At 66.3% G+C, this 21,788-nt stretch carries 18 protein-coding genes and 1 tRNA gene; 6 read left to right on the forward strand and 13 right to left on the reverse strand.

The genetic code is table 11. The annotated features are described in order from the left end of the window. Positions 1-26 precede the first annotated feature (26 nt). Positions 27-5,699, forward strand: coding sequence for a VWA domain-containing protein (locus N5I32_RS05115; protein WP_261494317.1), 5,673 nt, complete (start codon positions 27-29; stop codon positions 5,697-5,699). A 251-nt stretch (positions 5,700-5,950) separates the two neighbouring features. Here N5I32_RS05115 and N5I32_RS05120 read toward each other — a convergent pair whose 3' ends face one another. Next, positions 5,951-6,475: a hypothetical protein gene (locus tag N5I32_RS05120; protein ID WP_261494318.1), complete on the reverse strand. Its 525-nt coding sequence runs from the start codon at positions 6,473-6,475 to the stop codon at positions 5,951-5,953. Between the two features lie 392 nt (positions 6,476-6,867). Between N5I32_RS05120 and N5I32_RS05125 the strand changes: the two genes are divergently transcribed. The 3 genes from N5I32_RS05125 to N5I32_RS05135 all read left to right on the forward strand — a co-directional run bounded on the left by N5I32_RS05125 (position 6,868) and on the right by N5I32_RS05135 (position 10,287). Next, positions 6,868-7,479, forward strand: a complete 612-nt coding sequence (locus tag N5I32_RS05125; RefSeq protein ID WP_261494319.1) for a TetR/AcrR family transcriptional regulator — start codon at positions 6,868-6,870, stop codon at positions 7,477-7,479. Positions 7,480-7,482: 3 nt separating this feature from the next. Continuing rightward, a complete protein-coding gene (locus tag N5I32_RS05130) occupies positions 7,483-9,588 on the forward strand; it encodes an alpha/beta hydrolase (RefSeq protein WP_261494320.1) in 2,106 nt (701 codons plus the stop codon). A gap of 264 nt (positions 9,589-9,852) precedes the next feature. Further along, on the forward strand, positions 9,853-10,287 hold the full coding sequence (locus N5I32_RS05135; RefSeq protein WP_261494321.1) for a RidA family protein: 435 nt from the start codon (positions 9,853-9,855) through the stop codon (positions 10,285-10,287). 149 nt (positions 10,288-10,436) lie between these two features. On the opposite strand, the gene N5I32_RS05140 is transcribed toward N5I32_RS05135, so the two are convergent. Next, the gene (locus N5I32_RS05140; RefSeq protein WP_261494322.1) at positions 10,437-10,859 is read right to left on the reverse strand and encodes a winged helix-turn-helix transcriptional regulator; all 423 of its coding nucleotides are present in this window, start codon (positions 10,857-10,859) and stop codon (positions 10,437-10,439) included. 80 nt (positions 10,860-10,939) lie between these two features. Between N5I32_RS05140 and N5I32_RS05145 the strand changes: the two genes are divergently transcribed. Further along, a complete protein-coding gene (locus tag N5I32_RS05145) occupies positions 10,940-11,407 on the forward strand; it encodes a GFA family protein (protein WP_261494323.1) in 468 nt (155 codons plus the stop codon). 178 nt (positions 11,408-11,585) lie between these two features. On the opposite strand, the gene N5I32_RS05150 is transcribed toward N5I32_RS05145, so the two are convergent. Then, positions 11,586-11,662, reverse strand: a tRNA-Arg gene (locus tag N5I32_RS05150). A gap of 228 nt (positions 11,663-11,890) precedes the next feature. Here N5I32_RS05150 and N5I32_RS05155 point away from each other — a divergent pair. Continuing rightward, positions 11,891-14,119 (forward strand): S8 family serine peptidase, encoded by a 2,229-nt coding sequence (locus N5I32_RS05155; RefSeq protein WP_261494324.1) that lies wholly within the window; start codon positions 11,891-11,893, stop codon positions 14,117-14,119. A gap of 19 nt (positions 14,120-14,138) precedes the next feature. Here N5I32_RS05155 and N5I32_RS05160 read toward each other — a convergent pair whose 3' ends face one another. The 10 genes from N5I32_RS05160 to sufB form a co-directional block, all read right to left on the reverse strand. Beyond that, positions 14,139-15,359 carry a cysteine desulfurase gene (locus tag N5I32_RS05160; protein WP_261494325.1) on the reverse strand — a complete coding sequence of 407 codons (1,221 nt, stop codon included), beginning with the start codon at positions 15,357-15,359 and terminating at the stop codon, positions 14,139-14,141. Positions 15,360-15,362: 3 nt separating this feature from the next. Then, the gene (locus N5I32_RS05165; RefSeq protein WP_261494327.1) at positions 15,363-15,965 is read right to left on the reverse strand and encodes a YIP1 family protein; all 603 of its coding nucleotides are present in this window, start codon (positions 15,963-15,965) and stop codon (positions 15,363-15,365) included. Continuing rightward, positions 15,962-16,450 carry a YIP1 family protein gene (locus tag N5I32_RS05170; protein ID WP_261494328.1) on the reverse strand — a complete coding sequence of 163 codons (489 nt, stop codon included), beginning with the start codon at positions 16,448-16,450 and terminating at the stop codon, positions 15,962-15,964. The genes N5I32_RS05165 and N5I32_RS05170 overlap by 4 nt, the downstream gene beginning before the upstream one ends. Next, complete coding sequence (locus N5I32_RS05175) at positions 16,450-17,751, reverse strand: SufB/SufD family protein (protein ID WP_261494329.1); 1,302 nt, start codon at positions 17,749-17,751, stop codon at positions 16,450-16,452. Before N5I32_RS05175 ends, N5I32_RS05170 begins: the two co-directional genes overlap by 1 nt. After that, on the reverse strand, positions 17,751-18,506 hold the full coding sequence (gene sufC, locus N5I32_RS05180) for a Fe-S cluster assembly ATPase SufC (RefSeq protein ID WP_261494330.1): 756 nt from the start codon (positions 18,504-18,506) through the stop codon (positions 17,751-17,753). Before sufC ends, N5I32_RS05175 begins: the two co-directional genes overlap by 1 nt. A gap of 77 nt (positions 18,507-18,583) precedes the next feature. Next, a complete protein-coding gene (locus N5I32_RS05185) occupies positions 18,584-19,087 on the reverse strand; it encodes a hypothetical protein (RefSeq protein WP_261494331.1) in 504 nt (167 codons plus the stop codon). Between the two features lie 221 nt (positions 19,088-19,308). Continuing rightward, entirely contained in the window at positions 19,309-19,575 is a 267-nt protein-coding gene (locus N5I32_RS05190; protein ID WP_261494332.1) for a hypothetical protein, read from the reverse strand. Then, entirely contained in the window at positions 19,572-19,895 is a 324-nt protein-coding gene (locus N5I32_RS05195; RefSeq protein WP_261494333.1) for a heavy metal-binding domain-containing protein, read from the reverse strand. The genes N5I32_RS05190 and N5I32_RS05195 overlap by 4 nt, the downstream gene beginning before the upstream one ends. A 10-nt stretch (positions 19,896-19,905) precedes the next feature. Then, a complete protein-coding gene (locus N5I32_RS05200; protein ID WP_261494334.1) occupies positions 19,906-20,220 on the reverse strand; it encodes a hypothetical protein in 315 nt (104 codons plus the stop codon). Further along, a complete protein-coding gene (sufB, locus tag N5I32_RS05205; RefSeq protein ID WP_261494335.1) occupies positions 20,220-21,749 on the reverse strand; it encodes a Fe-S cluster assembly protein SufB in 1,530 nt (509 codons plus the stop codon). Before sufB ends, N5I32_RS05200 begins: the two co-directional genes overlap by 1 nt. Positions 21,750-21,788 lie beyond the last annotated feature (39 nt).

Genomic DNA, 21,788 nt, shown 5'->3' on the forward strand with positions numbered 1-21,788 from the left:
ATGTCCGGTATGGGACACCGAGGGACATGGTTCCGGGACAGGACGCAAAAGGGGTCTTTCCGAGCCGGCTGCTGGCCGTCCTGCTTGGTGCCATCGCCTGGGCTTCACAGGCATCGGCCCAGGAACCGGTTTCGCGCGTTGCAGAGCAGGCGGAGATCATCGCCGAGGCGCCGGGCGCAGGGTTGGGAAGCCTCGCGTTCCCGCAAGCCGTCATGCGAGAAGGTGCCTACGCCTGGCTGAGGGTTCCCAAGGACGGTCTCTACATCCTGCGCCTGTCCAGCCCCGGATCGCTCGCCCTGATGAGCTTTGCCAGCGAGAGCGGCGATTACGATAGCAACACACGTCCGACGCAGCACGCACTTCAGACAGGCTTCGGCGAAGCGCCACAGATCGGGCCGGTGCTTCTGAATGCGCAGCGCAAGTTTTTGGTCGGAGCGCGTGGAGAGACGTCGTCAGAGCTCATCGTCGAGGCGGTCGAGCAGTTCGACCGGCGTGAGCACATGCCGACGGCGCAGGCGGAGATCGGCGCCGGCAGTTGGCTCATCGCCCGGGACGGCGACCTACGCCTGACCCTACCGCCGATTGGAACGCCGCTTAGCGTCGAGGTCTTCGCGGAGGCGATGGCGCCGTCGAACGCAACGCTGGACAGACAGCCGGTTCCGGAGGGCGGGCTGTATCCCTGGCTCTCGTCAAGGCCGTCGGAACTTCTTGTCCGGAGCGCAGGCAAGGGCCCCCTCCCGTCCCTGGTTCTGGTCCGCATTTCCGCTTCGGATGCCGGCCTGGACGAGCGCGAGCCGAACGCGCTGTCTGCCAACCCCGTCGATCCGTCCAAACGCTTCCGGGGGACGCTGCTTGCGCAGGGAGACGTGGACCTTCTTAGGTTCAGGGTTGGTACGACGGCCGCCTATCACGTCAGCGTCGAGGGCGGTGCTGCGCGGGCAAGTCTTGCAGCGGACCTGACAGCCATCGACGGGAAAGGAACGGTCGACATCCTGCACAGGACCGGCCGGGCCGGCGCCGTCGACATCGGGACGGTCGCACTTCATCCCGGCACTTACGAACTGGCCCTGCGCCGTCATGATCCGCATCCCGAAGCCTCGCCCTACGTGGTGACCTTCGCGCCCGCAAACGCGCCGCCGCAAGGCCACGAAGTCGAACCGAACGACAGCTTCGAGGCGGCGAACACGCTGGCTGGCCCTCTTGCGGTCATTGGCATGGGCGGAAACGGAGATGCGGACGTCTTCTCTTTTTCGGTCCCGGACGAGGCCGCGGGCCATCTCTGGCGCATCACGTCCAGAGGGGCCAGCCGGCTGCGCCTCTTCGACCGGGACCGGGCCATGATCTCCGAGCACGCGGACAAAGATGGCGGCGTCTCACTGGAATCGCTGTCGCTCGTTCCCGGGGAATACTTCGTGGAAGTGCTGGCGGAGAATGAGTACCGGCTTCGGGCAAGGGATCTCGGCGAGAGGCCCGAGGGCTTCGAAGGCGAGCCGAACGACACCCGGCTGACGGCACAGCCGCTGCAGTTCGGTGTCGAGGCGGCCGGAGGTTTCCATCGCACCAGGGACACGGACCTGTTCATGTTCGGACTGAACGCCAGGACCGATGTCGAAATCGAGATCCATCCGCCCGGTGAAGGCGAGATCATGGCCCGGCTGTTTCTTGGCAACAGGCAGCATGGTGGCGACGTCGTGTTCGACGGGGAGGCCCCGGCATACCTGTATCAGGCGCGGCTTCCGGCCGGAGAGTGGACCCTGCAGATGCGCGCGCTCGAAGGCACGATCTGGTCTTCCTACCGGATCGTGGTGCGCAAGCTGGCCGCAATTGCAAACGGCGAGCCCGACGATAGCTTGATCGAGGCCGCCATCCTGCCAATGACCGGTGACATTTCGGGTCGGGTGGGTGGTCTTGACCAGCTTGACCATGTCCGGATTCCCCTGCCCGAGGGTGAAGGGAGCATTGCCATCGCTTGCGACGGCACCGACGCAAGGCTTCGCTGGTCTGTCTGGGACTGGAGGCTGAGGCAGGGAGAGTTGACCGGAGGCAGGCTTGCAGCAGCCGATAGCGAATGGCTCGTCCTTCCTTACGCCCCGGATCTTGGTGGGTCGCTGCGTTTGCAGGTCGAAGGCGGAACCATGAGCGCGGACTATGCCTGCGGCGTGCGCTTTCTGCCTGACAAAGCGCTTGAAAACAGCGTCGCGGAAGCGGTGCTGGCGGGCGATCTGTCACTTGCACCGGGAAGCGCTCGCAGGTTCGAGCTTGCCTCGAAGGAAGAGCCGGCCGTTGCGCTTGAGCTTGCGCCGGGCAGCCTCGCGATCCTCTCCTGCCGGGACGCCTCGGGCGGGACCGTCGAGTTCGGAAAATCGGGTTGGCGGTTGCGCAACGCCGTCACCCTGCGGAGTACGCTCGCCACGGGATTGGCCGTGCTGCGGGCAGCGACGGCCCCCGAGATCCTGGCTGGAAAGGACAGCAACGGCCATGCGGCAGGCGTCATCACCTGTGCGCTTTTCGGCGTCGACGACATGCGGCGCCCCTCGGAGACCGGCCCGCCGGCCGCGTTCCGGCCGATTGAGGACGAAACCGGCAAGCCAATCCAAAGTGCGCCGCCGTCACCGGGCCTCGGTGATCTCATCGCGCGCCCAGCGCCACTGAGACAACCCCGCGGTTCCCTGCCCGTCGCGATCGCCTTCTCCGAGTTGCCCAAGCTGGCCGCCTACGTCGGGACCGGCCAAAGCTTCCGGACGAGCGCGGCACTTCGGAATACGGGATCGATCGAGATGACACTCGACGTGACCGTTTCCGGCACGGAACCGGGCTGGAAGGTATCGTCGGCACCAGAGCGGGTGACGCTTGCTCCAGGTCAGACCGCAGCCGTCGGGATCGATGTCGTGGCCGCACCGTGGCAAAGCCCGGTCACGAATTCAGGCCTGGTGCTGCGTGCCAGTGACGGCGTGGATTTTGCTGCAGAGATGACCGGCGTGCCGCTCGACCCGTCTGTCGTTCCGGTCGGGCCGATGGTGTACTGGGATGCCCCGGACGCCCTGAGGGGTGGCCTCAACGTCTTGCATTACGGGCTGGGCGCGCGGCTGGAATTCGCCGGCGGCAGAAAGCTGGACCCAAGGGCACAGGACGCGCTTGAACAGGTTCACGATGGCATTGCGCGACACCAGACCGGGATGCTCGTCGAGCGGGAACTGGAGTTCCGCCTGGCGGCGCCCGCCATCCTAGCCGGCGTCATGATCCAGCTGCGGTCCAATTCGGATTCGGATGGTTGGCCCGCCGAGGTCATCCTGGAGGCCTCGGAGGACGGGCAATCCTGGCGGCCTGCGGCGCAATCGGGGCTCGCGACCGTGCATGTCCCGCAATACGTCGTCTTCGACGTGCCCATGCTCGCCAGCCGCCTGAGGGTCGCCTTTCCGCGCTGCAACCTTCCCTGCCAAAAGGCGGAGTTGCAGGAAATCCAGGCCATTGCGGTTCCCGGCACGCATCCTGAAGGTCTGGCCGCCATCGACGCCGCAGGTCCAGCGGTCGGGGGTCACGTCATTTACGCCGAACCACCTCTGCGGGGGGACTGGAACCGGCTTGCCCTCGCACCGCACGAGGGCGACGCAAACGCAATCTGGAACACTCCGGACAAACGCCACACGCTCGTCATCGGCTTCCATCAAAACAGGGCGGCATTGCTGGATGCCGTGGCCTGGATCGGCCACCCTACAGACAGGTCGCGGATTGAGCAGGCCGCCGTCGCCGTCAGCGTCGAGGGGCCCGGCGGTCCATGGCGCGCGATCGGCACCCTTCCTTCCCCTCCGACCGGGATGGAACGGGCTGAACTGAGGTTCGAAAAACCCGTTTGGGCCCGCTACCTGAAACTGACCCTCGACAGGCCGGAAGGTTCCCGTGACGTCGGCCCTGACAGGATCGAGGCCATCGAGAACCCCGGCACATCGGTGCTCGGGCTGTGGGAGGACGATCAGCCGAGGGCGGCATACGAAGCGGCGACCGGCGAGGTCGACAAGCCAGCACACCCCCCCGCAGGGGGAGCTGACCGGCAGACAGCGCGGGACCTGCCGCTCGACATTCCGGTTTATTCCTCGGTTGTCATGGAGCGTAACGAAGACTGGTGGCGCATCGTCGTGCCGGACGGTCCGCCGAGTGTGTTGAGCTTGTCTTTCGGCGCTCATCTGCCCGACGTCGTCGCGGAGTTGAGCAACCGGAATGGCGATCCGATCAGACTCGAAGCAACCCTGTCGGACGGCGCAAGGACGGCCGTCTTGGCTCCTGGCGAGCATTTTCTCCGGATCCACGAGCCGCCGCGCTCTGTCATGCTGAGTTGGGACACTTCCGGAAGCGTCAGCCCCTACATTCCGCGGACGCTGGCCGCCGTTCGGACCTGGGCGCAATCGCTGCAACCCGGCCGGGATGCGCTGAACCTTCTGCCGTTCGGAGAGGATGAGCCGCTACTCCAGGGTTTTGCCGAAAGCGCCAAGGAGGTGTGGCCGGCCCTGCGCATGCTGAAGCCCAGGAATTCCAGCGATGCAGAACACGCGCTGGCCATCGCGGCACGCGCCCTTTCCCAACGTGAAGGGGCACGCGGCGTGGTCATTCTCACGGATGCAGAGGCGGTGTATCGCCCCTATCTCTGGCCCGAGTTGTTGCGCACGATGCCACGCGTCGTATCCCTGTCGATGGACAGCGACACCCGCAACAACGCCGAGATCATGATGGACTGGGCCGCGCTGAACCGGGGGCGGTTTCTGCGGGTGACCGGCCCGCTTGGCCTGGCAGACGGGCTGGAGATGGCCGCGGCCCTGTTTCGCGCGCCGAAAGCCTATGAATTGACGGCGTCGCTGCAGGAATACAACGAGCCTGAAGGCACGGCGACGCTGCTGATCGACGCGCGCCCGGAGTTTGCGGTTCAGCCTCCGTCAGGCGCGATCGAACTGATCCTCGATGCCTCCGGCTCGATGTTGCAGAGGATCGAGGGAAAACGCCGGATCGAAGTTGCGCATGCGGCCCTTGTGCATCTTGTCGAGGGCGTTCTGCCGCCGGGCGTCCCCTTCGCGTTCCGCGCATTCGGCCTTGAAAAGGATGCCTGCCGGACCGAACTGCGGCTGCCCCTTTCTCCCCTGGACCGGAAGGCGGCGGCGCGCAGCATCCGGGACGTTCCGGCGATCAACCTGGCCAGAACCGCCATTGCCGACAGCCTGTTGGCCGCCGCGCAAGACCTGCGTGATGCGGACGAGCCGCGCGTCATCGTGCTGGTGACGGATGGAGAAGAAACCTGCGGCGGAGATCCCGCCGACGCCATCGCGCGCCTTCGCGCGGGCGGGCTGGACATCCGCGTCAACATCGTCGGCTTTGCCATCGACGACGCCGACCTTGCGCAGACATTCGAAGCCTGGGCACGGATCGGCGGCGGGTCGTACTTCAGGGCGGACGGCCAGGCTGCCCTCGAAGCGGCCGTTGCAGCCGCGCTGAGCCCGCAGTTCGAGATCACCCGGAACCACGCCGATGGATCAACCGAAGTCGTTGCGAACGGCGCTCTCGGCGCGCAAGTCTCGGTCCCTGCCGGATCACTCACTGTGGCACCCGGGTCCGGAGCGATCGGCGAAGCCATCACACTGCGCCTCGCGCCAGGCGGGGAGGCCAGGTTGTCCTATGACCCGATGGCGGGCCTGAGCAAGGTTGAGGGGCCATAAGGGCAGCCCGGTCCGGCGCCAGCGCAGGGAGACGGTGCGAAGCACTTCGCCGAATTCGGCCTTGGCAGCATCCGCATGTCATCATCGCGATGCACATCAGCCTTGGCGGGTGACAGGTGAGCTCAAGGCTACCCCCCGACGCCTCGACCTCGGCACAGATCGCGCCGATGTGGCGGAATGCAGCGGGGCAGCACGTCACCTCCGGATCGATTGATACTCGACCCGACCCGTCTGATGCTGGACCTGAACGACTAGGGCTGCGGGATCGTCACCGAAAAGCTGCCGGAAATTCCGACCTCCGGCTCGGACGTGTCAAGCTGCCCGGTCGATTGATCGTATCGGATGAGACTGCCTTCGAAGGACCCCGACATCGTCGTGCCGTCAAAGGACACGCGGAAGGCGCTGATCGCGCCTCCGTTCTCACCGGCTGCCAGGGGGCGCATGAAATTGTCGTCGATGAGCCAGAGGTCGACGGGCCGCGTCTCGTCATCGTACCTGATGAAGGAGAGCTGGATCATCGGGTTCGCGGGCTTGCCCTCGGGCCCCACGCTTGCGGCGAGAACGTGGTAGAACATCCCCGATCCGATGTCGTCGACCTTGTTCGAAGATCGTCCGCGTTCCTTGTCCAGCCAGGACTGAAGGGCGAGGTCCTCGCCGTTGACGGTGGCGGAAACGGTTCCCGTGGTCTCGTAGCGGGCGGAGAAGTCCGAGGCGTGGCCCTGCGCGGTCAACCCGATCAGCGCCAAAGCGCCCGTCGCAACCAGTGCCGTCCTCATCCAGTGCCTCCTCGCTTTTCGAGTCGAGGGCGGGAAACGCGTTTTCCGAGTGCTATGACGTTACCACAATTCGAACGGTCGGCGCCACCTGCTCTACTCCATGGGATAGAATCCCGCTGAAGCGGGGAGGATTCCCTGATCGCCGTGGCGCCGGGATGATACTCCCGCACCATACAAAGCCGGAGCCGTGCGTGTGTCGGGACGGCTCAACTCCGGTCCCACCCTTTCCAATATCTTCGTCCTGGCCCGAGAACCCCTCATCATGGATATCCGCCATCGCCTGGGACAGTCGTTCATTGACATACTTCATTCGAACGAACTATTATCCACTCAAGGTGCCTCGGCTATAGACGCAAGGAGCCGGAGGTCCAGGAACGCGGAGCGGAGCAGCTATGACTGTACAGATCAGGCCAAAGCCGGACGCCAAGACCCTGCTTCTGGAAGCGGCGAAACGGGTTCTGCTCGAACAGGGTTACAGCGGCCTGTCAACCCGCGCCGTCGCCCAGGAAGCCGGCACCCAGATGAGCCAGATCCGCTACCATTTCGGCTCGAAGGAAGGGATGGTCCTGGCACTCTTCGGCTACATGAACGACAGCCTCGTCGACCGTCAGGCGAAGACTTTCCAGCGCGCGGATCTTTCCGTTTCGCAGAAATGGGCACTGGCCTGCGACTATCTGGAAGAGGACTTTGCCTCCGGCTATGTCCGCGTGCTTCACGAACTGACGGCGGTGGGATGGTCAAACCCGAATGTCGGTGATGCGGTGCGCCGCGCGATTGCGCAGTGGCAGGAACTGATCGCCACGCTGGCGCGTGAACTTGAACAGAAGATCAGCCTGCTGGGAGGTTTTCGCGCTGAAGAGACCGCGGCTCTGGTCGGCGCGGCATTCATCGGCGCCGAGGCGTTGATCCTGCTCGGCTTCGAAGAAAAGAAACTCCCGATCCGTGCGGCCTTGCGCCGCGTCGGTGACCTGATCGCCCTTGCGGAGTCGAGGCAGGAGGCTTGAGAGATGCGCGCGGCCCTTCCCCAAGCCACCGGCACCGTCGACCGCGACGGGGTGAAGCTCCATTACGAGATCTACGGCGAAGGAACCCGCACAATCCTTTTCGTGCCGACATGGTCGTTGATTCATTCGCGCAGTTGGAAGGCGCAGGTGCCCTATTTCAGCGAGCATTTTCGCGTCGTCACCTATGACCCGCGCGGAAATGGCAAATCGGACAGGCCCGATCACCCCGACAGCTATGCTGTTGACCTCGTCATCGAGGATGTGATCGCAGTGATGGATGCGACTGCCACAGGCAGTGCCACGCTCGTCGGCCATTCGTTCAGCAGCGCAATCGCCTTTGCCGTTGCAGCGGATTGGCCCGAGCGGGTCGATGCCGTCGTCTCGACCTGCGGCTGGAGCCCGATCGTGCCGCCCTATCCCCATCGCGCGGCCGCCTATGCCGCCGATCCGCCAGAGCATCCCGAAGGCTGGCAGAAGTACAACGCCGCCTATTGGGTCCGGGATTACCCCGATTTCGCACGGTTCTTCCTTGGAAAGGTCCATAACGAGCCCCATTCCACAAAGCAGCACGAGGACGCAGTCGCCTGGGCAATGGACGGCGACGGCGAGATGTTGAAGATGACGATGGAAGCGCGCGACGGAGCCGTCGAGATCAACGAGGCAATGTATCGTCGCGTGCGTTGTCCCAGCTTGGTCATCTATGGGGACCGGGACGAGATCACGCCGCCCGCGACGTCGGTCCGGATCGCGGAACTGACGCGCGGCGAACTCTGTGTCCGCCATGGTGGCGGCCATGGCCTCCATGCCCGCTTTCCGGCCTGGTTCAACTTGACGATGCGTGATTTCCTTGCGCGGCACCTCGGGACGTGGCGGCCGAATCCGCCCAAGGGCGCCAAGGTGGTCTCGCGCCCGAAGCGGGTACTCTATCTGTCCTCTCCCATCGGGCTCGGTCATGCCCGCCGCGACCTTGCCGTGACTCGCGAATTGCGCAGGCTCCATCCGGATCTGCAGGTAGACTGGCTGGCGCAGGATCCGGTGACGCGCTTTCTGGCAGCCAACGACGAAACGCTGCACCCGGCAAGCGGGCGCTTGGCCAACGAATCCGCCCACATCGAGGCGGAGGCCGGCGAGCATGACCTGAACGCCTTTCAGGCGATCCGCGACATGGACGAGATCCTGATCAAGAATTTCATGGTCTTTCAAGATGTTCTGGAACAGGATTGCTACGACCTCGTGATCGCCGACGAGGCGTGGGACGTCGATCACTACTGGCACGAACATCCGGAGTTGAAGAAGGCGCAGGTCGCCTGGTTCACCGATTTCGTGGGCTGGGTGCCATTCATGGATAACGGCCCGCGCGAGGCCTTCCTGACCACCGATTACAACGCCGAGATGATCGGCCATGTGGAGACCCACCCCGAGGTGCGTGACCGCGCGATCTTTGTCGGGGGGCCGGAAGATATCGCCGACCTGTCCTTTGGCGATGGCCTGCCCCTGATGCGCGACTGGGTGCCCAAGCACTACGAGTTCTCCGACTACATCATCGGCACACATCCCGCCGATTTCGGCCCACGCTCGGACCTTCGCGCCGAGTTCGGCTATGATGACGGGCGCAAGACCTGCATCGTGGCTGTGGGCGGCTCGGGCGTCGGGGCACAGCTGATCCGCCGCATCCTTTCAGCCTATCCCCATGCCCAAGCTCGCATCCCCGATCTGCGCATGATCGTCGTGACCGGCCCTCGGCTTGACCCCGCTGCGTTCGAGTGGCCGAAAGGAGTGGAGGCCCGCGCTTTCGTGCCCGATCTCGATCGTCATCTCGCGGCCTGCGATCTGGCGCTTGTGCAGGGCGGCCTGACCACCTGCATGGAACTGGCCGCTGCCGGCACGCCGTTCCTCTATTTCCCGTTGCGCAACCACTTTGAGCAGAATTTCCACGTTGCTGCCCGGCTCGACCGCTATAACGCCGGCCGCCGGATGGCCTATGCGGAGGCCACCCCTGAGAGGATTGCCGAGGCAATGCTTCAAGAACTGCGTGCGCCACGCATCCCCAGCCCTGTCGCGCGCAACGGCGCGCAGCGTGCGGCGGCGATGCTGGCCGATCTCTTGTGATCTTTCAGCCCTGGTTCTGCGCACTGAGGCGGCAAGCCATCATTCGACGCTTTTGGTCGCAGCGATGGCAACCCGGCGCGGGGCTGTTGGTACGTGTCAATCGTCAGAAACGTGCAGTGAAACCACTCTGCTTCGGCTTTCCAAGATTCATCCCAGACCGCTGAGGACGTTGTCGATCTGGTCAAGCATCGATCGCCCAAACGATCGATTCCGTTATCTTCGAAGTGTCACATGCGGGCGGCTCAGGGGTCGGGACGCTACATCTTGGGTGTCGAGGGCGGGTCAGCCTTCGCCCTCACCCATCAGCAAAGCTGTTGTTATCGGAAACCAGTGCTGGATCAGCGAGCAGTCATCGGTGGGCCTGCAGGGGTATGTCCCGGGAACAGCGCGCGAAGAAGCCGAGCGGGCCTTTGCCCATGCGTCCGAATTGCCGAGGCCGCCGCGATCGGGGCAGACGGCATCATCTATGTCGATATCGCCTTCGCCGACCTGGCCGATGTGCTGGAAATCAACGGGCTCTGTGCGGAGCTTTTCACTGAGGGTCGGCGTCCTGCAAGGGCGATCTGTCAGGCCGCCAAGCTGCCCTTCGGTGGCCGGATGAAGGTTCAGGCGATCGCGGCGAAGCTGAAATCGCGCTCGCGCGTTACATCTCCGCAGGGCAAACCCGGCGAGGTGGTCCCGCTGCGCCCCAAGACATGACCGTAGGGCAGGCCTTGTCGATCCACGGCGAGAACCACGCCCCGAATGTGGCTGATCCGGCCCGCATCGGCTCCGCGACCGCCGCATCCGAACGGTCAGCTGCTTCTGCGAGGCGTGAGCGAGGCGGGCGACAGACCATCCCGGCCGGATCACCCTTCCGAGGGGTTCGTGCCTGCCTCGACCGAGCGCAGCAGCCCGGCCCGATCCGCCTCGTAGGCAAGCGCGAACGATTTCGGCGCCGCGGTCCGCGGATCGTGCCTGGCACCCCAATAGGCCATTTCGACGAGGACGGGGAGGAGCGCGCGACCCGCTTCGGTGGGCTCGTAACGGATCTGCCGCCGGTCGCCGGCAACGCGTTCGGCGGTGACAAGGCCGTAATGCGTGAGCCGGTCCAGCCGCTCCGCCAGGATGTTCGACGATATCCCTTCCTCGGATGCCTGGAAGTCCCCGAAGCGGCGCTTGCCCTGCAGGAGAAGGTCGCGCAGTACCAGGAGCGTCCACCGGTCTCCGAAGATCTCGATGCCGAAATTGATCGGACAGTGCGAGCGCAGCTCTCCCCGAACCTTCCCCATGGCTGCAACCCTCTTAACTTGCATTTTGCAAGTGAATATCATATCACTTGCAGAAGGAAAGTGAACCACGGGAGAGGCACATGGCACAAGGTCAACAGCCGATATCGTTCAGGGGTGGATGCCTTTGCGGCGCGGTCCGCTTCGAGAGCCGGGCGGCCGCGCAGCTGGTTGGCCATTGCTACTGCACGGACTGCCGCAGATCGAGCGGCACCGCCCACAGCACGCATGTGGCGGTACCGGAGGCGGCGCTCACGATCACCGGCGAGCCGACCTTCTACGACCGCGCCGCCGACAGCGGCAATCTCGTGAGCCGTGGATTTTGCGGAACCTGCGGTTCCCCTCTGCTTTCACGGAATGCGGCGATGCCGGGAATGGTGTTCGTGCGGGCCTCCGCCCTCGACGATCCTGAAATCGCCCGACCGCAGATGATCGTCTATGCCAGCCGCGCCCCGTCCTGGGACAGGCCGGATCCGACGTTGCCGGCCTTCGCGACGATGCCCGAGGGCGGTGCGGGCGAAGCGGTCAGGAGGAGTGGCGGGCCTCGGTGACAACCGCTCGGGCTGCCATGCCGTTCATCGGTGCGCCCCGTCTCGGACCTGTCAGACGGCTCCCGAAGGGGTAAGGGCCAGCAGCCCACACCCAACGTTGCGCGCCGACCTTTGCCAGGATGAACGCAACCGGGTCCGGCGGGCCGAGCGGTCCGTCTGCATTCCAGCACGGGAAGATTGGCGCACCCGACAGGATTCGAACCTGTGACCTCTGCCTTCGGAGGGCAGCACTCTATCCAGCTGAGCTACGGGTGCGCTGGTAGCGGGTCTATAGCCGGGGATCGCGGCAGTTTCAACGGAAGAGCGCGCGGTTTCGTTCTTTTTCGAACCCGTCCCGCCCGGTCGCCCGACGGGCATTGTGTCCGTTCGGGAACGCCGGCGCGCGGACCCCCGGCCCGGTGACGAAAAATTTCCGCATCGGGGTGAAAATACGCAGACTGCAAGTCGACCTGATGTCCACGTTTCCGATGGGGTTTGAACGCCGTGAGCCTGTTTTTCCGTGCCCGTCCTTGTGATTGCGCACCCGTCCCGAACCCGGGTCCCGCCCGTCGGGGATCCCTGTTCCGCTCCCCCGCGGCGGGGACGCTGCGCGCCCTTCTCCTCGGCAGCACGCTCCTGCCCCTGGCCGCCTGCGGCGGAGCGGGAGAGGAGGACGGCAGCGGGGGTGGCGACTATTCGGTCAACGTGCCGGCCGCGCCGGATTCGGGCGGCAGCGGTATCCTCGGCTCCTACTTCGTCTCCTCCTTCGCGCCCTACGAGGCGCTGGCGGCCGACCTGCGCGCCTCCGCGCTCTATGCGATCCAGCAGGTCAGCTGGAGCTTCAACAGCGACCCCGCCACGCTGCGCGACAGCTTCGCCCCCGCCTCGGCAAGGGTCGAATATGCCCATGCCGCGGGGTTGACCGGCAAGGGACAGGTCGTGTCGATCGTCGATGCGGGCTTTCGCACCAGCCATGAGGCCTTTGCCGACAATGTCGTCAACCGGCAGAACGGCCTGCCGGTGGACAGCCACGGAACCGCCGTCGCCTCGGTCGTCGCGGGCTTTTCACCGACCATGGTCGGGATCGCGCCCAACGCCTCGCTGGCGCTCGGCTCCTATGACACCACCGCCACGCTCGCCGCAGCGACCAACGCCGCGCGCACCCTGGGCGCGGTCGCCCAGAACAACTCCTGGGGGTTTGTCGACACATCGGGCGCCACGCTCACCGTCAGCGACACGAATTTCGCCACGATCTTCGGCGCGGGCAACGCCTATTCGGCGGCGCTGACGAATTATGCCGCCGAAGGGGTCGTCGTGTTCGCGCTGTCGAACGTCGCCGGCGACACCAGCGCGGGGCTCATGGACGCGCTGCCCGTCCTCCTGCCGGAGCTGGAATCCGGCTGGCTGGCCGTCGGCAACGCCATTCCCGAATTCGACGCGGACGGGATCAACTCGGTCGACCTCGTGTCCTCGGCCTGTCAAGAGGCGGCGGCCTGGTGCCTGCTGGCCGACGGCACCTGGACGGCGGCCTCTGCCGTGTCGGACAGTTCCTACGCCTTCGGCGTCGGCTCCTCCTTCGCCGCGCCGCAGGTTTCGGGCGCGCTCGCCCTTCTGGCCGAGGCATTCCCCGCGCTCACCCCGCATGACCTGAGGCTGCGACTCCTGGCCTCGGCCGACAACGGCTTTTTCACGCCCACCGCCTGGCTCGAGATCGAGAACGGGCTGAAGCATGGCTACGATACCACCTACGGCCACGGTTTCCTCGACATCCGCGCGGCACTCTTGCCCATCGGCACGCCCAAGGTGACGCTGGCCGATGGGACCGTCACCGTGCTGAACGCCCCGCCCATCGTCTCGGGCTCGGCTTTCGGCGATGCGCTCACCCGCGGCCTGTCGGCGGTAGAGGTCGCGGTCACCGACAGTCTGAACGCCGGGTTCCGGGCACCGGGCGAGGCGCTGGCCGCCACCGCGGGCCTGCCCGACCTCGGCACCGGGCGGCTGGCGCGGGCCTTTTCGGCCGGACTTGCCGAGCGGCGGGTCGCAAGCGCGGCGCCGCTTTCCGACAGGTTCGACGGGTTTGCCGGCCGCACCGCCGGCGCGCGCCTGCCCGATGGAAGCCTCTCCGCAGCGGTGCTGCTGCCGCAGGGGGGCGACGGCTTCGGGGTCAGCCTGTCAACGGCCGTGGCCGATGGCGCGACGCGGCTCGACCTAGGTCTCAAGCTGGCGCGGGACCGGGGCGCATTGCTTGGCCTTGGCGATGACAGGGGCGCGAACGATCTGATTTCCGTCGAACTGGCCCTGTCGCAGGACCTTGCCGGAAACGGCTTCCTGGCCCTGACCGGCGAGGCCGGCATCGCCGACCTCTCGGGCGCGGACATCCTGGAGGGCGTCTCTGCCGCGGGGTTCAACAGCTTCGGGGTCGAGATCGGCCGCCACGACCTTGCCACGCGCGGCGACCGGCTGGCCTTCGGCGCGGCGCTGCCGATGGCGGTGACATCGGGCCGGGCCGAGGCGCTGCTGCCGGTGGCGCGCGGCTTCGGCACCGCCAGCTACGAGCCGGTCGCCATCGACCTCGCACCCGAGGCGCGGCAGGTGGACCTGTCGGTCAGCTACCAGCGCCCGCTGGGCGAACGCGCCGAACTGATGCTGGAACTGGTCCATGCCGAAAACCTCGGCAACCGCGCGGGGGCACGGGATACCGCCGCGGTCCTTGCCTTCGGATGGTCGTTCTGAGCCGCCGTCGCCCCCGGCCTCAGCCGAAAAGCTCGTGGCAAAGCTCCAGCCCCTCGATCAGGCGATCGACCTCGTCGGTGGTGTTGTAAAGCCCGAACGAGGCGCGGCAGGTCGCCGTCACGCCCAGATGATCGAGCAGCGGCATGGCGCAATGTGTGCCCGCGCGCACCGCGATCCCCTTCTTGTCGAGCACGGTCGAAATGTCATGCGCATGCGCCGGCCCTTCGAGCGTCAGGGAAAAGATCGCCCCCTTGCCGGGCGCATTGCCCTGCACGTTGAGCCAGTTCAGCCCCTTGAAGCGCGCCTGCGCATAGTCGCGAAGCGCGGCCTCGTGCGCGGCGATGTTCTCCATCCCGAGCGCCATGAGGTATTCAAGCGCCACGCCCATGCCGATCTGCTGGACGATGCCCGGCGTTCCCGCCTCGAACTTCATCGGCGGGTCGTTGTAGGTGACGGCCTCGCGCGTCACCTCGCGGATCATGTCGCCGCCGCCGAGGAAGGGGCGCATCTCGGCCATCCGCTCCCTCGCGATCCAGATCGCGCCCGACCCCGAAGGGCCGTAGAGCTTGTGGCCGGTGATGGCGTAGAAGTCGCAGCCGAGGTCCGGGATCGAGACCGGGCGATGCACCGCGCCTTGCGAGCCGTCGACCAGCACCGGAACGCCCCTGGCCTTCGCCCCGCGCGAGATCGCCGCCACGTCGACGAGCGTGCCGGTGACGTTCGACATCTGGGTGACGGCGACCAGTTTCGTGCGCGGGCCGATCGCGTCGATCACCTTCTGCGGGTCGAGCGGCCCGTCCGCCTCGGGCTCCACCCATTTCAGCACGACCCCCTGCCGTTCGCGCAGGAAATGCCAGGGCACGATGTTGGCGTGATGCTCCAGCACGGAGAGCACGATCTCGTCGCCCGGCCCCAACCGGGGCGCGGCCCAGGCGTAGGAGACGAGGTTGATCCCCTCGGTGGTGCCGGTGGTGAACACGATTTCCTCGGGGTCGGGCGCGCCGAGAAAGCGCGCGACGATGCCGCGCACGGCCTCGTACTTCTCGGTGGCGAGATTCGAGAGGTAATGCAGGCCCCGGTGGACGTTGGCGTATTCGTGTTCGTAGGCGCGCGTCATCGCCTCGATCACGACGCGCGGCTTCTGCGCCGAAGCGCCGTTGTCGAGGTAGACGAGCGGCTTGCCGTTCACCTCTCGCGACAGGATGGGGAAATCCGCCCGCACGCGGGACACGTCATACATGATCTAACCCTCCGGTCCGGCTGGCAGGATTCCCAGCATGGCGAAGACGACGGCGAAGACGATGACCAGAACCACAAGGCTTGCCAGCACGCCGAAAAAGGCGGTCAGCGCGTTCTGGAACCCGTGCAGCGCGCAGATGAACTGCGACAAGAGCCAGAAGAACAGCACGACCGAGCCGATGGCGATGAGGCTGGCCAGGAACGGCGCGACCGGGAACAGCAGGATCTGGATCCCCTGCGGCACCAGCAGCACGCCCTGGATCCAGGTCACCGCCAGAAGCGCGTCGGCAAAGCCGCCGGTGCCGCCGAACAGCGCGCCGATGCGGGCGATGGCGAAGGCGAAGACCGTCATGCTCATCACCTGGATCGGCAGGCCGGTCCAGGCGTCGGCCCAGACCTGCTCCCACGGCTGCACCTCGGCGGCGGGAACGGTCGAGAGCATGATGTTGGCCGCGATCAGCGTCAGGACCGAGACAAGCAGGAGCGCCAGCCAGCGCACCTGCATCGGCAGGTCGAGCGCGAAAAGCCGCCGCGCGGCGGTTCTCGGCTCGCGCAGCGACTCGAAGAAAAGGTCGCGGAAGAAGGCCCCCGGCGTCATCGTCGTCATCTGCGTCCCCCGAACTCGGCGGCGGCAAGCCCCGCGCCCCAGAACAGCAGAAACGCCACGAAGACGAGGACCCCGACCGCCAGATGCGCCGGACCCGGCCCCGCGAAAGCCGCGACAAGACCCTGCACCAGCGTCAGCGGCGCCACCGCCAGAAGTGCCCAGAAGAGCGCCACGCGCGCCCCGAACCAGTCGCCCCTGCCCCCCGCCGCGCGTGCGGCCAGATGGCCGATCGCGGCCAGGCCGTAGAAGGCCGGGATCAGCGCGCAAAGCGCCAGCGCCGTCGCCAGCATCTGCGGCGCGAAGGGGGTGGCGGGGTCCAGATGTGCCGCCCGCGACATCCCCGGCGCCCGCGCCACCAGGAACAGGCCCAGGGCCGCCAGCAGCCAGGCCAGCGGGCGCGCCTCGTGCCGCTCACCGGCCAGCAGCCGCGCGGCGACCCGGCGCGGGCCGCGGTAGGTCGCGAGGATATCGTCCGTGACCGCCATCACTTGCGCCTGCGCTGAAGCCAGTCTTCCAGCCGCTCGACCACGTCCGCGGCAATCTCCGCATCCTCGATCTCGGCGATCGCATCGGCGAGGAACGACAGGATCAGGAGCGCCTTGGCATCCTCCTCCGCCACCCCGCGCGAGCGCAGGTAGAACAGCGCCGTCTCGTCGATGGCGCCGGTGGTGGAGCCGTGGGAGCACTTCACGTCATCGGCGTAGATCTCAAGCTCGGGCTTGGCGAGGAACTGGCTGTCGTCGTCGAGCAGGAGCGACTGGCTGATCTGGTAGCCGTCGGTCTTCTGCGCGCCCGGCCTGACCAGGATCTTGCCCTGGAAGACGCCGGTCGCCCCGTGCTTCAACACCTTCTTGAAGACCTGCCGGCTTTCGCAGCCGACCGCGTCATGGGTGACAAAGACGGTGTCGTCGTGATGGAACGGCCCGTCCTCCCCATCCCCCAGCGCCGCGCCCGCGATATGGGCCGTCGCGCCGTCGCCGGCGATATGGATCACCGCCTCGTTGCGGGTGAACCGGCCGTTGGTGGTCAGCGTGAAGGACTTGAAGGTCGCGCCTTCGGCCACGCGGGCGAAAAGATGCGTGACCATGACCCGGTCGATCGCCCTGCCCTGCGGCCGGATGTGGTGGAACTGCCCGTCCTTCGCGACATCGACCTCGGTCACCACGTTCGCACGCGCGCCGGGCGTCCCGGTTTCGAGAAGCGTCAGCGCGGCCCCCTCCTCGACCCGCACGACATGGTGCAGGATCACGTCCGAGGTCTTTTCGCTCTGCCGGTAGGAGATATGGAGCGGGCGCGGCGCCTTGCCGGTGACGCGGATCAGAAGGCCTTCGGTCGCGGCGGCGGTGTTCAGCGCCGCGAAGGGGCGCAGGACCGGGCTCTGGCCCGCGGCCTCAAGGGCGCCGTAGTGCGCCTTGGCCCAGTGGATGTCGGCGCGGTCGGCCTCCGACAGGCGCGCGATCTCGACCCCGGCGAGCGCAGGGTCGTCCGAGGCCGCGGCATCGAAGACGCCGTCCTCGAACACCAGGCGCACCTTGTCGCGCCCCTCGAAGATCGGCCTGTCGACACGGAAGGCCGCGCCCTCGTCGGGCCGGTCCGCGTTCAGCCTCGCCGGGTCGGTCCAGCGCCAGTATTCGTCGCGCCGGACCGGCAGGCCCGTGGCCCTGAGCCGGGCCAGCGCATCGGCCCGCGCCGGCGCGGTGAAGCCGCCCTTCGGCAGCGCGAGCGCGGCAAGCCGCGCCTCCGTCGCATCGGCCCGGCGTGCGTCTTTCGTCATCGCCGCCGCCATCAGGCAATCTCCGCCAGGATATCGGCATAGCCGTTCCGCTCGACCTCGAGCGCAAGTTCCGGCCCGCCGGTCTTGACGATGCGGCCATCGGCCATGATGTGGACGACGTCGGGCCTGATGTGATCGAGAAGCCGCTGGTAGTGGGTGATGACCAGGAACGCCCGGCCCGGATCGCGCAGCGCGTTGACGCCGTCGGCCACCAGTTTCATCGCATCGACGTCGAGGCCCGAGTCGGTCTCGTCGAGGATGCACATCCGCGGCTCCAGCATGGCCATCTGCAGGATCTCGTTGCGCTTCTTCTCGCCGCCCGAAAAGCCCACGTTGACCGGACGCTTCAGCATCTCGGCGTCGATCTTCAGCGTCTTGGCCTTCTCGCGCACGATCTTGAGGAACTCGCCCGCCGACAACTCCGCCTCGCCGCGCGCCTTGCGCTGGGCGTTCACGGCGGTGCGCAGGAAGGTCATGTTGCCGACGCCGGGGATCTCGACCGGATACTGGAAGGCGAGGAAGAGGCCCGCCGCCGCCCGCTCCTCAGGCTCCATCTCCAGCAGCTCCTCGCCGTCGAGCGTGGCCGAGCCGTCGGTCACGACATAGCCGTCGCGCCCCGAGAGGACATAGGACAGGGTGGATTTTCCCGACCCGTTCGGCCCCATGATGGCATGGACCTTGCCGGCCTCAATGGTCAGGTTCACACCCTTCAGGATGGGTTTGCCACCCTCTTCAAGTTCGACGTGCAGGTTCTTGATCTCAAGCATGTTTTCCTCGTCTCAAACGGCAACGACGGCCTGCGGGGCAGCGCCCCGGGCCGTCCGGATTTCGATGGTGTCTTGTGTCAGCCGGCCGGCGTCAGGACGTAGTCCGCACCCTGCGCCGCCAGGGCCTGCGCATATTCGGGCGAGAACAGCCGCGCCCAGACCTCGGTCGCATTGGCCGCGACCGCAGCCTCTCCGAAATACATGAGCGCGCAGCCCACCAGAAGCGCGGGCACGCGGCCCTTTCCGTAAAGGCCGAAGAAGGCCATGAAGAAGGCTAGGATGATCGCCACGATGACCGCGACACCGCGCCCCTGAAGATCGTAGAAGCCTTCCGGCAGCCCCTCGAACTGCGACAGGTGGAAGTAGCCGAGCCGACCGCCCAGCATCGCCGCCGCCCCCGCCACCAGCGCGATCAGCATCACCACCGCATTGCGCGACGATTCCCGGCTGCGCCGCGCCTTGGCGCCGAACTTGTGTTCGTACTTCTTGTGGAACTTCCGCCCGACGACACCCTCGGGTTCGATCTGCTTGCCCTTGTCGATGCGCTTCAGGCGCTCGGCGAAAACCGCCTTCTGGTCCATGGTCCCCGTCTCCCCACGCCATGGGCGTGTACTCCATGCACCCAGTCCCTAGAGGGGGTTTGTGGCCGAATTCGGAACGCGGAGGCAGGAAAATCACGGGGGTGGCGCCACGAAATTGCCGCAAAGCCCGCAGGTCGCGCGTCGGCGCGGCCAGCCGTGGCGCGGGGCCATGGCCACGCCGGGGGGCGACTGCGGGAAGTGTCGGGAAATGCGCCAAAGTCCTAGTCCTTCCCGCCCCAGCGCCAGCGCCATTGGCCGTCGGTATTCCTGCGCACCCACCAGAGGAAACCCAGCGTCAGGACGACGCTGATCCCCATCCAGACGACGAAGCGGGCGATCGACGGCTCCCCCCCGCGCGCAATCGGCCAGAGCAGCCCGAGCCCGACGACCAGCGCCTGCGCCAGCCCGAAGGCCAGGATCGCCGCCCATCCGCGCCAGTCCGCGGGAGCCGCGCCGTAGCCGTGAGTCTTGGGCTTGAAAAGGCTCATCCCTCGGCCCTCGCCAGACTGACCGCCGTGCCCGAGGCCGAGACCATCAGCATGTTGTTGATCACCTCGTAGTCGAGATCGACACCGACGATGGCACCGGCGCCAAGCTGCGCCGCCCGCTCCTCCATCTCGCGGAGCGCGGTTTCCCGCGCGCGGGCCAGTTCCTGCTCATAGGCCGCCGAGCGGCCGCCGACGATGTCGCGCACCTGCGCGAAGAGATCGCGGAAGATGTTGGCGCCCAGGATCGCCTCGCCGGTCACGATGCCGTGGTAGCGGGTGATGCGGTGGCCTTCGACGGAGGGGGTGGTTGTGACGATCATGGACCCGCCCTCAGCTCAGGAGCATCGCGGTGGCGACGCGGCGCACGAAGTCGGCCATGCCCTCCGGCCCCGAGGAGCGGTCCTTGAGGTGGATCGACACGTCGGGCCGCACCGCCGCGATCACGCCGACGAGATCGCCGCGGATGGCATCGTCCAGCCCCGCCCCCATCACGACAAGCGCGATCCCCGGCTCCTTCTGGAGCTGGTCCACCACCTCGCCGTGATCATGCGCACCAAGCCAGCGGATCGGCAGATCCTCCAGCTCATCGGCCAGGTGGCCGACGATTCCGGGCAGCTTTCCCACCAGCAGGACAACCGGTTTCATCACCCGACACTCCCCTCCAGCGAAATTGCGACAAGGCTTTGCGCCTCCATGGCGAATTCCATCGGCAGCGCCTGCAACACCTCGCGGCAGAAGCCGTTGACGACCAGCGCCACCGCCTCTTCCTCGTCCATGCCGCGTGAACGGCAGTAGAAAAGCTGGTCGTCATCGACCTTGGAGGTGGTCGCCTCGTGCTCCACGCGGGAGGAATTGTTCTTCACCTCGATGTAGGGCACCGTATGCGCCCCGCACCGGTCGCCGATCAGAAGGCTGTCGCACTGGGTGTAGTTGCGCGAGTTCTTGGCCTTCGGGTGCATCGACACCAGCCCGCGGTAGGTGTTCTGCGCCCGGCCCGCCGAAATGCCCTTGGAGACGATGCGGGACCGGGTGTTCTTGCCAAGATGGATCATCTTGGTGCCGGTGTCGGCCTGCTGCATGTTGTTGGCGATGGCGATCGAGTAGAACTCGCCCTGCGCACCGTCTCCCCTGAGGATGCAGGAGGGGTACTTCCAGGTGATCGCGGATCCGGTCTCCACCTGCGTCCACATCACCTTGGCCCGCGCCTCGCGGCAGTCGGCGCGCTTGGTGACGAAATTGTAGATGCCGCCCTTGCCCTCCTCGTCGCCGGGGAACCAGTTCTGCACGGTCGAATACTTCACCTCGGCATCCTCGAGGATCACGATCTCCACCACCGCCGCGTGCAGCTGTGCGGTATCGCGCTTGGGCGCCGTGCAGCCCTCCAGATAGCTGACGTAGGACCCTTTGTCGGCGATGATCAGCGTGCGCTCGAACTGGCCGGTGTTCTCGGCGTTGATGCGGAAATAGGTCGAAAGCTCCATCGGGCAGCGGGTGTTCGGCGGGATGTAGACGAAGGAGCCGTCCGAGAAGACCGCCGAATTCAGCGTCGCGAAGAAGTTGTCCGATTGCGGCACGACACTGCCCAGATACTTCCGCACGAGCTCTGGATGCTCCCGGATCGCCTCGGAGATCGAACAGAAGATGACGCCCGCCTTCTTCAGCTCCTCCTTGAAGGTGGTGCCGAGGCTGACGCTGTCGAAGACGGCATCGACCGCGACCTTGCGGCCTTCGGCCGGCGCGGCCGATCCCTCGACGCCGGCGAGGATCATCTGCTCCTTGAGCGGGATGCCCAGCTTTTCGTAGGTCGCCAGAAGCTTCGGGTCGACCTCGTCGAGCGATTTCGGCTTCTCGGCCATGCTCTTCGGCTTGGCGTAGTAGTACTGCGACTGGTAGTCGATCTCGGGATAGTGGAGCATCGCCCAGCGGGGCTCCTCCATCTCCTTCCAGCGGCGGAAGGCGGCAAGGCGCCAGTCGGTCATCCACTCCGGCTCGCCGTTCTTGGCGGAGATGAGCCGCACGATCTCCTCGTTCACGCCCATCGGCGCGAACTCCATCTCGATCTCGGTCTCCCAGCCGTACTTGTAGGCGCCCATGCTCTGGACGGTTTCGACCGTCTCGCGATCGACGCCTTCGCGAACCTCGAGTGCCGTTGCCGCGTCCTGACCCTGAGCCATGTTGATTTCCCGTTCTTTTTCCATGTGTTTCGCGCCTTT

The organism is Albidovulum sediminis (genome assembly GCF_025380365.1).
Lineage (GTDB): Bacteria > Pseudomonadota > Alphaproteobacteria > Rhodobacterales > Rhodobacteraceae > Albidovulum > Albidovulum sediminis.

What these genes read in the sequence shown, in the direction of transcription:
- sufB (WP_261494335.1), bottom strand. Translation starts at nt 21,749, where the DNA reads ATGGCTCAGGGTCAGGACGCGGCAACGGCACTCGAGGTTCGCGAAGGC.
- N5I32_RS05185 (WP_261494331.1), bottom strand. Translation starts at nt 19,087, where the DNA reads ATGGACCAGAAGGCGGTTTTCGCCGAGCGCCTGAAGCGCATCGACAAG.
- N5I32_RS05115 (WP_261494317.1), top strand. Translation starts at nt 27, where the DNA reads ATGGTTCCGGGACAGGACGCAAAAGGGGTCTTTCCGAGCCGGCTGCTG.
- N5I32_RS05140 (WP_261494322.1), bottom strand. Translation starts at nt 10,859, where the DNA reads ATGGGGAAGGTTCGGGGAGAGCTGCGCTCGCACTGTCCGATCAATTTC.
- N5I32_RS05195 (WP_261494333.1), bottom strand. Translation starts at nt 19,895, where the DNA reads ATGATCGTCACAACCACCCCCTCCGTCGAAGGCCACCGCATCACCCGC.
- N5I32_RS05130 (WP_261494320.1), top strand. Translation starts at nt 7,483, where the DNA reads ATGCGCGCGGCCCTTCCCCAAGCCACCGGCACCGTCGACCGCGACGGG.
- N5I32_RS05165 (WP_261494327.1), bottom strand. Translation starts at nt 15,965, where the DNA reads ATGACGACGATGACGCCGGGGGCCTTCTTCCGCGACCTTTTCTTCGAG.
- N5I32_RS05120 (WP_261494318.1), bottom strand. Translation starts at nt 6,475, where the DNA reads ATGAGGACGGCACTGGTTGCGACGGGCGCTTTGGCGCTGATCGGGTTG.
- N5I32_RS05160 (WP_261494325.1), bottom strand. Translation starts at nt 15,359, where the DNA reads ATGTATGACGTGTCCCGCGTGCGGGCGGATTTCCCCATCCTGTCGCGA.
- N5I32_RS05190 (WP_261494332.1), bottom strand. Translation starts at nt 19,575, where the DNA reads ATGAGCCTTTTCAAGCCCAAGACTCACGGCTACGGCGCGGCTCCCGCG.
- N5I32_RS05175 (WP_261494329.1), bottom strand. Translation starts at nt 17,751, where the DNA reads ATGGCGGCGGCGATGACGAAAGACGCACGCCGGGCCGATGCGACGGAG.
- N5I32_RS05125 (WP_261494319.1), top strand. Translation starts at nt 6,868, where the DNA reads ATGACTGTACAGATCAGGCCAAAGCCGGACGCCAAGACCCTGCTTCTG.
- sufC (WP_261494330.1), bottom strand. Translation starts at nt 18,506, where the DNA reads ATGCTTGAGATCAAGAACCTGCACGTCGAACTTGAAGAGGGTGGCAAA.
- N5I32_RS05200 (WP_261494334.1), bottom strand. Translation starts at nt 20,220, where the DNA reads ATGAAACCGGTTGTCCTGCTGGTGGGAAAGCTGCCCGGAATCGTCGGC.
- N5I32_RS05170 (WP_261494328.1), bottom strand. Translation starts at nt 16,450, where the DNA reads ATGGCGGTCACGGACGATATCCTCGCGACCTACCGCGGCCCGCGCCGG.
- N5I32_RS05145 (WP_261494323.1), top strand. Translation starts at nt 10,940, where the DNA reads ATGGCACAAGGTCAACAGCCGATATCGTTCAGGGGTGGATGCCTTTGC.